The organism is Caballeronia sp. dw_276 (assembly GCF_018449635.1).
Lineage (GTDB): Bacteria > Pseudomonadota > Gammaproteobacteria > Burkholderiales > Burkholderiaceae > Caballeronia.
Window position 1 is genome coordinate 1 of the sequence record NZ_JAAVUV010000059.1, and the last position, 807, is coordinate 807.

1 protein-coding gene is annotated in these 807 nt (G+C 67.4%); it reads right to left on the minus strand.

Annotated features, from left to right (window positions below; translation table 11 throughout):
* Positions 1-807, minus strand: an 807-nt coding sequence (locus HB633_RS30600; RefSeq protein WP_213781859.1) for an amino acid adenylation domain-containing protein, incomplete at both ends; no start/stop codon positions are given.

Consider the following 807-nt stretch of genomic DNA (forward strand, 5'->3'; position numbering starts at 1 on the left):
ACCAGTGCTGCCTCGATTTCGCCCGGCTCGATGCGGAACCCGCGGATCTTGACCTGCTGGTCGGCCCGGCCCAGGTATTCCAGTTCGCCATCCGCGCGGTAGCGGGCGAGGTCGCCTGTGCGATACATCCGTTCGCCCCGTGCACCGAGCGGATCAGGAATGAAGCGCTCCGCGCTCAGATCGGCCCGGTTCAGATACCCGCGTGCCAGACCCTCGCCCGCGATGTACAGCTCGCCTGCCACGCCCACGGGTACCAGCTCCAGCTGCGCATCCAGCACGTAGATCCGGGTGTTCGCAACCGGGCCGCCGATCACGATGTCCGAGGCCTGCGTTATGCCTTTCACCGCCGACCAGACCGTCGTCTCAGTCGGCCCGTACAGGTTCCATATCCGCGTTGTGTGAGCCAGCAGGCGTTGCGCGAGCTGGGCCGGCAACGCTTCGCCCCCGCAAAGCACCTTCAGCGCGCGCGCCGACTCGGGCCAGCCATGCGTCACCAGCATCTGCCAGCTCGACGGTGTGGCCTGCATGACCGTGACCTGGTGTTCGCCGATCAACGCGGCCAGACGTCGCGGATCGGCCGCCGCTTCCCGGCTTGCCAGCACCACGCACGCGCCGTGGATCAGCGGCAGGTACAGTTCCAGCCCTGCAATATCGAACGACAGGGAGGTCACCGCCAGCAGCACGTCCTCACGCGCCAGACCCGGGGTGCGGCCCATCGTGTCGAGCAGGTTGTGCAGTGCCCGATGGCTCACGCCTACCCCTTTCGGGCGCCCCGTCGAACCGGACGTGTAGATCACGTAGGCGAGG